Origin of the sequence: Streptomyces sennicomposti (assembly GCF_019890635.1) — a bacterium.
Classification (GTDB): domain Bacteria; phylum Actinomycetota; class Actinomycetes; order Streptomycetales; family Streptomycetaceae; genus Streptomyces; species Streptomyces sennicomposti.
On record NZ_JAIOAB010000074.1, the window covers coordinates 23,409 to 29,446 of the forward strand.

Genomic DNA, 6,038 nt, shown 5'->3' on the forward strand with positions numbered 1-6,038 from the left:
CATGGCTGTGCAGACAGTTGCAAGCAGCACCGACTCCACCGTAGACCTCGGCCCCGCCGCGGCGCTCAGCTGCCGCGAGTGCGGTCACCGCGTGCCCCTCGGCCCGGTCTTCGCCTGCGAGGAGTGTTTCGGCCCGCTGGAGATCGCCTACGACTTCTCGGCCTACGACACCGAGGAACTGCGCAAGCGCATCGAGGCCGGCCCCGCGAACATCTGGCGCTACGCCCCCCTGCTGCCCGTCCCCGCCGACGTGGCCGGCAAGCCGAACATCAACCCGGGCTGGACCAAGCTCGTCCAGGCCGACCGCCTCGCCGCCGAACTCGGCGTCGAGACCGGCAGGCTGTTCGTCAAGGACGACTCCGGCAACCCGACCCACTCCTTCAAGGACCGGGTCGTCGCCCAGGCCCTGGAGGCCGCCCGCGCCTTCGGCTTCACCACCCTGTCCTGCTCCTCCACCGGCAACCTGGCCGGCGCCGTCGGCGCCGCCGCCGCCCGCGCCGGCTTCCGCTCCTGCGTGTTCATCCCGCACGACCTGGAGCAGGGCAAGGTCGTCATGGCCGCGGTCTACGGCGGCGAACTCGTCGGCATCGAGGGCAACTACGACGACGTGAACCGCTTCTGCTCCGAGCTGATCGGCGACCCGGCCGGCGAGGGCTGGGGCTTCGTCAACGTCAACCTGCGGCCGTACTACGCCGAGGGCTCCAAGACGCTGGCGTACGAGATCTGCGAGCAGCTCGGCTGGGAGCTGCCGGACCAGATCGTCGTCCCGATCGCCTCCGGCTCGCAGCTCACCAAGATCGACAAGGGGCTCCAGGAGCTGATCAAGCTCGGGCTGGTCGAGGACAGGCCATACAAGATCTTCGGCGCCCAGGCCGAAGGCTGCTCGCCGGTGTCCACCGCCTACAAGGCCGGGCACGACGTGGTGCGGCCGCAGAAGCCGAACACCATCGCCAAGTCACTGGCGATCGGCAACCCGGCCGACGGCCCCTACGTCCTGGACATCGCCCGGCGCACCGGCGGCGCGGTGGAGGACGTGACGGACGAGCAGGTGGTGGACGCCATCAAGCTGCTGGCCCGCACCGAGGGCATCTTCGCCGAGACGGCGGGCGGCGTGACCGTCGGCGTCACCAAGAAGCTGATCGAGGCCGGTCTCATCGACCCGGCGAAGACCACCGTCGTGCTCAACACCGGCGACGGCCTCAAGACCCTGGACGCGGTGGCGGGCACCGGCCTGACCGCGACCATCCGCCCGACCCTGGACTCCTTCCGAGAGGCTGGCCTCGCATCATGAGCGTGACCGTTCGCATCCCCACCATCCTGCGCACCTACACCGGCGGTCAGGCCGAGGTGAGCGCCGAGGGCGCGACCCTCGCCGAGGTCATCGCCGACCTGGAGAAGAACCACACGGGCATCTCCGCGCGCGTCCTGGACGACCAGGGCAAGCTGCGCCGCTTCGTCAACGTCTACGTCAACGACGACGACGTGCGCTTCGAGCAGGGCCTCCAGACGGCCACGCCGGACGGCGCCGGTGTGTCGATCATCCCGGCGGTCGCCGGCGGCTGAGTCTTACCCTGGGTAATCCCGATTACCCGCTGTTTGCCGGGCTGCCCCCTCCGTGAGAGAAGCGGAGGGGGCAATTCTGTGTGATTGAGCGCGGTAGAGTTGGGGAACGCGCTCCTGATCCGAGGATCAGGAAGCCTGTTTTTTCTGCCGCACGACGATGAGAAGTAGCCAAAGTGCGCTCGCTTTTCGCGGCATTTGTCTTTTTTGTGAGGCCCGAGTTGCCCTGAATCGGGGCGAATTCTCACCACATTCCGGACCGCTCCCGTCCAGAATTCTCGTCCGATTGACCTGTTGCAGACGGCAGTTGGACAGATACATTCAGCCGCGGTCGACGCGTTCCGGCGCACGCCCCCGTCCACGGGGGGTGAGGTCTGACCCGGATCCGCGAAGTGCGGATCTGTGCAAGGGCCAGTAATAGGGGAGTTAGGCATGGCTCAGGGCACCGTCAAGTGGTTCAACGCGGAGAAGGGGTACGGCTTCATCGCGGTCGACGGTGGTGCGGACGTCTTCGTCCACTACAGCGCGATCCAGATGGACGGCTACCGCTCGCTGGAAGAGGGTCAGCGGGTCGAGTTCGAGATCTCGCAGGGCCAGAAGGGTCCGCAGGCCGACATGGTCCGCGTGACGGCCTGAATCGCGCGGCCACCGCAAGCGTTCTTCGGAAGGGCCCGCACCGCCACCGGCGGTGCGGGCCCTTCGCCGTGCGCGGGCCCTTCGCCGTGCGCGGGCCCTTCGCCGTGCGCGGGCCCTTCGCCGTGCGCGGGGGCGCGCGCCGGGCGGGGCGGGGGCGCGTGCGCGCCCGGTCGGCGGCCCGTGTTCGCGGGGGGCTGAGCGGGGTGTCGCAGTCGCCGAAGGCGCTTGCACTCTCGGGGGTCGAGTGCTAATCATTGCGTTAGCACTCTGAAGGTGAGAGTGACAACGAGGACCGGGTCGGTGAGGCCCGCGAGCCGGGTGGGGCAAGGAACCACGAGGCACGCGAGCCGTCCGTCGCGGGCGCGGGCGCGGTCCGAAGGAATCACCCCCAGTCCTGGAGGGACCACTTCACATGGCCAAGATCATCGCGTTCGACGAGGAGGCGCGGCGAGGCCTCGAGCGCGGCATGAACCAGCTCGCGGACGCCGTCAAGGTGACCCTCGGCCCCAAGGGCCGTAACGTCGTCCTCGAGAAGAAGTGGGGCGCTCCCACGATCACCAACGACGGTGTCTCCATCGCCAAGGAGATCGAGCTCGAGGACCCGTACGAGAAGATCGGCGCCGAGCTGGTCAAGGAAGTCGCCAAGAAGACGGACGACGTCGCCGGCGACGGTACGACCACCGCCACCGTCCTCGCCCAGGCGCTGGTCCGCGAGGGCCTGCGCAACGTGGCCGCCGGCGCCAACCCGATGGCTCTCAAGCGCGGTATCGAGAAGGCCGTCGAGGCCGTCTCCGCCGCCCTGCTCGACCAGGCCAAGGAGGTCGAGACCAAGGAGCAGATCGCCTCCACCGCCTCCATCTCCGCCGCCGACACCCAGATCGGCGAGCTGATCGCCGAGGCCATGGACAAGGTCGGCAAGGAAGGCGTCATCACCGTCGAGGAGTCGCAGACCTTCGGTCTGGAGCTCGAGCTCACCGAGGGCATGCGCTTCGACAAGGGCTACATCTCCGCCTACTTCGCGACCGACATGGAGCGCATGGAGGCGGTGCTCGAGGACCCGTACATCCTCATCGCCAACTCCAAGATCTCCTCGGTCAAGGACCTGCTCCCGCTGCTGGAGAAGGTCATGCAGTCGGGCAAGCCGCTGCTGATCATCGCCGAGGACGTCGAGGGCGAGGCCCTGTCGACCCTGGTCGTGAACAAGATCCGCGGCACCTTCAAGTCCGTCGCCGTCAAGGCCCCGGGCTTCGGCGACCGCCGCAAGGCCATGCTCGGCGACATCGCCATCCTCACGGGCGGCGAGGTCATCTCCGAGGAGGTCGGCCTCAAGCTGGAGAACGCCACCCTCGACCTGCTGGGCAAGGCCCGCAAGGTGGTCATCACCAAGGACGAGACCACCATCGTCGACGGCGCCGGCTCCTCCGAGCAGGTGGGCGGCCGCGTGAACCAGATCCGCGCCGAGATCGAGAACAGCGACTCCGACTACGACCGCGAGAAGCTGCAGGAGCGCCTGGCGAAGCTCGCCGGCGGTGTCGCGGTCATCAAGGCCGGCGCCGCCACCGAGGTGGAGCTGAAGGAGCGCAAGCACCGCATCGAGGACGCCGTGCGCAACGCCAAGGCGGCCGTCGAGGAGGGCATCGTCGCCGGTGGTGGCGTGGCCCTGCTCCAGGCCTCCCAGGTGTTCGAGAAGCTGGAGCTGGAGGGTGACGAGGCCACCGGCGCCGCCGCCGTCAAGCTGGCGCTCGAGGCCCCGCTGAAGCAGATCGCCGTCAACGCCGGCCTCGAGGGCGGCGTCGTGGTGGAGAAGGTGCGCAACCTGACCCCGGGCCACGGCCTGAACGCCGCGACCGGCGAGTACGTCGACCTGGTCGCCGAGGGCATCATCGACCCGGCGAAGGTGACGCGCTCCGCGCTGCAGAACGCCGCGTCGATCGCCGCGCTGTTCCTCACCACCGAGGCCGTCATCGCCGACAAGCCGGAGAAGGCCGCCGCGCCCGCCGGCGGCGGCATGCCGGGCGGTGACATGGACTTCTGATCCTCCCGAGGATCGGACCCGTCCGTCGCACACCGAGGGCGGCGTCCCCTGTCTCACCGACAGGGGACGCCGCCCTCGGGCGTGTTCCGGGTCACTTCGCGGGGGCGGCGGAATACCGGGGCGGGCGACGGTGTCAGACTCCATGCGTATGCACATGCACATACCACTGGGTATCGAGTCCCGCACAGGAGTCCCCACATGAGCGTCACCACCGCCGAGCCCGCCCCCGGCCCCGCCCCCGAGCCGGCCTCCCGCGCGGCCCGGGTCCTGGCCCGGCCCATCACGCTGAACGGCCTGACCGTCCCCAACCGGATCGCGATGGCGCCGATGACCCGCATGTTCTCCCCGGGCGGCGTCCCCGGCGAGGACGTGGTGTCGTACTACGCCCGCCGCGCCGCCGCCGGAGTGGGCCTGATCATCACCGAGGGCGCCTACGTGGGCCACCCCTCGGCCGGTGAGAGCAGCCGGGTGCCGCGGTTCCACGGCACGGAGCAGCTCGCCGGGTGGACGAAGGTCGCCGACGCCGTGCACGCGGCGGGCGGCACGATCGTCCCGCAGCTGTGGCACATCGGCATGGTCCGCAAGCCGGGCCGGCCGCCGTTCGCGGACGCCCCGCCGGTCGGCCCGTCCGGGCTGCGCATCGACGGCACCGAGGGCGAGGGCAGGGCGATGACGCAGCAGGACGTGGACGACGTCATCGCCGCGTTCGCCGAGTCGGCCGCCGCGGCGGAGCGCATCGGCTTCGACGGCGTCGAGATCCACGGCGCCCACGGCTATCTGCTCGACCAGTTCCTGTGGGCGGGCACCAATCGCCGCACCGACGCCTACGGCGGCGACCCGGTGGCCCGCACCAAGTTCGTCGCCGAACTCGTCGCGGCGGTCCGCGCGGCCGTCTCGCCCGACTTCCCGATCCTCTTCCGCTACTCGCAGTGGAAGCAGGAGGCCTACGACGCCCGGCTCGCCGAGACCCCGGCCGAGCTGGAGGCCATCCTCGCCCCGATCGCCGAGGCCGGCGTGGACGTCTTCCACGCCTCCACCCGCCGCTACTGGGCGCCCGAGTTCGAGGGCTCCGACCTCAACCTCGCGGGCTGGACGAAGAAGATCACCGGCAAGCAGGTCATCACGGTCGGCTCGGTCGGCCTGGACGGCGACTTCATCAAGGCGTTCCAGGGCGAGGGCGCGGCCCTCGGCAGCCTCGACAACCTCCTGGACCGCCTGGAGCGCGACGAGTTCGACATGGTCGCGGTGGGCCGCGCGCTCCTCCAGGACCCGCAGTGGGCGGCGAAGGTCCTCGCGGACCGCTTCGACGACCTGAAGCCGTACGACGCGACGTCGCTGACGACACTGAACTGACCCGGGCCGGCCGGGTCGTCCGGGTCGGCGGGGTCGGCCGGCCCGCCCGGCTCGGCCGGGTCGCCCAGCCCGGCTGGCTCGCTGGCCGCGGCGGGGCAGTGGGGGGTGCAGTAGGGGAGGCCGAGCGGCGGCCTGCCCGGCCCGCCCGCCCGGCCCGCCCGGCTGGCCTGCCCGGCCCGCCCGGCTCGTCCGGCTCGTCCGGCTCGGCTGGCTCGCCGGCCGCGGCGGGGCTGCGGTGGGGTGCGGTGGGGGGCCGAGCGGTGGGGCTGAGGCGGCGGGGTGGCCGCGGTGGGGCAGTGGGCGGTGCAGTAGGGGGGCGAGCGGCGGCCCGACCGGCCCGCCCGGCCTGCCCGCCGGCTCGCCCGGCTGCGGTGGGGCAGTGGCGGCGGTGTGGTGGGGGCGGGCTGAGCGGCGGGGTGTGCCTGCACGAGGAGACGCACCGGACGCAGTTCAC

Annotated in this window: 5 protein-coding genes; all 5 read left to right on the forward strand. The window is 70.9% G+C overall.

Features of this window, described 5'->3' with window-relative positions; genetic code table 11:
• Position 1 precedes the first annotated feature (1 nt).
• The 5 genes from thrC to K7787_RS28350 all read left to right on the forward strand — a co-directional run bounded on the left by thrC (position 2) and on the right by K7787_RS28350 (position 5,584).
• Positions 2-1,291, forward strand: coding sequence for a threonine synthase (gene thrC, locus K7787_RS28330; protein WP_164387989.1), 1,290 nt, complete (start codon positions 2-4; stop codon positions 1,289-1,291).
• Positions 1,288-1,563 carry a MoaD/ThiS family protein gene (locus K7787_RS28335; RefSeq protein WP_009189267.1) on the forward strand — a complete coding sequence of 92 codons (276 nt, stop codon included), beginning with the start codon at positions 1,288-1,290 and terminating at the stop codon, positions 1,561-1,563. Before thrC ends, K7787_RS28335 begins: the two co-directional genes overlap by 4 nt.
• Before the next feature lie 429 nt (positions 1,564-1,992).
• On the forward strand, positions 1,993-2,196 hold the full coding sequence (locus tag K7787_RS28340; protein ID WP_009189266.1) for a cold-shock protein: 204 nt from the start codon (positions 1,993-1,995) through the stop codon (positions 2,194-2,196).
• A 412-nt stretch (positions 2,197-2,608) separates the two neighbouring features.
• A complete protein-coding gene (groL, locus tag K7787_RS28345) occupies positions 2,609-4,231 on the forward strand; it encodes a chaperonin GroEL (RefSeq protein WP_009189265.1) in 1,623 nt (540 codons plus the stop codon).
• A 198-nt stretch (positions 4,232-4,429) separates the two neighbouring features.
• Positions 4,430-5,584: an NADH:flavin oxidoreductase gene (locus K7787_RS28350; RefSeq protein ID WP_223003394.1), complete on the forward strand. Its 1,155-nt coding sequence runs from the start codon at positions 4,430-4,432 to the stop codon at positions 5,582-5,584.
• Positions 5,585-6,038: the final 454 nt, after the last annotated feature.

Excerpts from the sequence above, each read along its gene's own strand:
- thrC (WP_164387989.1), top strand. The coding sequence starts at position 2 with ATGGCTGTGCAGACAGTTGCAAGCAGCACCGACTCCACCGTAGACCTC.
- K7787_RS28335 (WP_009189267.1), top strand. The coding sequence starts at position 1,288 with ATGAGCGTGACCGTTCGCATCCCCACCATCCTGCGCACCTACACCGGC.
- K7787_RS28340 (WP_009189266.1), top strand. The coding sequence starts at position 1,993 with ATGGCTCAGGGCACCGTCAAGTGGTTCAACGCGGAGAAGGGGTACGGC.
- groL (WP_009189265.1), top strand. The coding sequence starts at position 2,609 with ATGGCCAAGATCATCGCGTTCGACGAGGAGGCGCGGCGAGGCCTCGAG.
- K7787_RS28350 (WP_223003394.1), top strand. The coding sequence starts at position 4,430 with ATGAGCGTCACCACCGCCGAGCCCGCCCCCGGCCCCGCCCCCGAGCCG.